At 66.6% G+C, this 1,513-nt stretch carries 2 protein-coding genes; one reads left to right on the top strand and one right to left on the bottom strand.

Translation table 11 applies throughout. The features are described from left to right. Nucleotides 1-31: 31 nt before the first annotated feature. The gene (locus HG543_RS53580; protein WP_169352665.1) at nucleotides 32-1,165 is read right to left on the bottom strand and encodes an IS630 family transposase; all 1,134 of its coding nucleotides are present in this window, start codon (nucleotides 1,163-1,165) and stop codon (nucleotides 32-34) included. Nucleotides 1,166-1,212: 47 nt separating this feature from the next. Between HG543_RS53580 and HG543_RS53575 the strand changes: the two genes are divergently transcribed. After that, on the top strand, nucleotides 1,213-1,467 hold the full coding sequence (locus tag HG543_RS53575) for a LexA family protein (RefSeq protein ID WP_169352664.1): 255 nt from the start codon (nucleotides 1,213-1,215) through the stop codon (nucleotides 1,465-1,467). Nucleotides 1,468-1,513: the final 46 nt, after the last annotated feature.

The raw sequence follows: 1,513 nt of genomic DNA, 5'->3' as shown, positions 1-1,513 counted from the left end.
CTAGTACCCCGGCACAGAGATTCTGAGGGGTTCAGGCGGCAGCGGCGACGGCCGCCTGGGCCTGGGGGTACGCGCGCCCGAGTTTGGTGCGGGCGCCCTCGATCGTGAAGCGCCAGCGGACTCGAGCCCGTTCCTTGTTGCGCATCCGCTCCCAGCGAGCCACCTCCCGTTTCAGGGCGGCCTTGGTGGGAATGCGTCTGTCCAGGCATTGGCGGCCCAGCACGCTGATTTCAATCTCCACCATGTTCAGCCAGCTGGCGTGCTTGGGGACGAAGTGAAACTCCAGTCGCTTCAGAATCCTCCTGGCCTCTTGCGGCGGGAAGGCTTCATAAAGGGCGCCCGGGCTGTGCGTGGAGAGGTTGTCGAGCACCACTCGGATGGTCGTCGCCTCCGGGTAGTGCACGTCCACCAGTTCGCGCATCCGCGCAGCGAAGTCCTTGGCAGCCCGCTGGTCCGAGACTTCGACGTGGCGCCAGGGGCGGTGCACGTCCAGAAAGACGAAGAGGTTGGCCGTCCCGTTGCGCTGGTACTCGTAGTCGTAGCGTCGGGGCTGACCGGGCTCGGCAGGCAGCGGTGTGCGGACTTCCCCGATGAGCTGGGTGGGCGTCTCGTCGAAGCACACCACCGGCCTGGTGGCGTCCGGCGGCTCGGCGTACAGCTCCAGCACGTCCTCCATCCGGGCGACGTACTCGGCGTCCACTTTCGGAATGCACCACATGCGCTGCTGCCAGGGCTTGAGCTCATTCTCCGTCAGTCGCCGTCGGACGGTTTCCCGCGACAGGTCCTGGTGCTCGGTCAAGCGCACCATCTCATCGGCGAGCAACTGGAGCGTCCAGCGCGCACGCCCCTGCGGGGGAGTCGAGCAGGCGGTGGCCACCAGAAGTGCCTCCTGCTTACCCGTCAGCTTGCGCGAGGCTCCGGGCCGCTGCCTGTCGTGCAGAGCGTGCTCCACGCCCCCTTCCACGAACCGCCGCTTGACCCGGTACACCGTCGAGACGCCCACCCGGACGCTTCTGGCAATCTGCTCGTCGGTGGCTCCGCTGTGGGCTGCCAGCAGAATCTGCGCGCGCTTGACGTGGCGTACCCTCCCCGTGCCGCCGCTCACCAGCGCTTCCAACTGCGACTTCTCCTCGGGGGCCAGGGTGACGAGGTAACGTACATTCATGCGCTCCGACTCCGTAAAAGGGGGAGTCGGACTACCTCGCTGCCGCCGTGTCGATTCCCTCCGCACCCCCGCCCTTTACCGAGCTCCAAGGCCAATACCTGGCCTTCATCTACGCCTATACGAAGCTCAACCGGCGCCCTCCCGCGGAGGCTGACATGCAGCGCTATTTCGGCACGACTCCGCCCACCGTCCACCGCATGGTGCTGGAGCTTGAACGCCGAGGGCTCATCCGGCGCAGCGCCGGACAGGCCCGCAGCATCGAGCTGCTGCTGGCCCCGGAACTTCTGCCCGTCCTACGCTGAGCAGGCCCAAAGCCAATCGGTCAGAACCTCTGTGCTGAGGTACTAG

The organism is Pyxidicoccus fallax, assembly GCF_012933655.1.
GTDB lineage: Bacteria > Myxococcota > Myxococcia > Myxococcales > Myxococcaceae > Myxococcus > Myxococcus fallax.
This window is presented reverse-complemented; position numbering and strand designations above follow the sequence as displayed.

Excerpts from the sequence above, each read along its gene's own strand:
- HG543_RS53580 (WP_169352665.1), bottom strand. The coding sequence starts at position 1,165 with ATGAATGTACGTTACCTCGTCACCCTGGCCCCCGAGGAGAAGTCGCAG.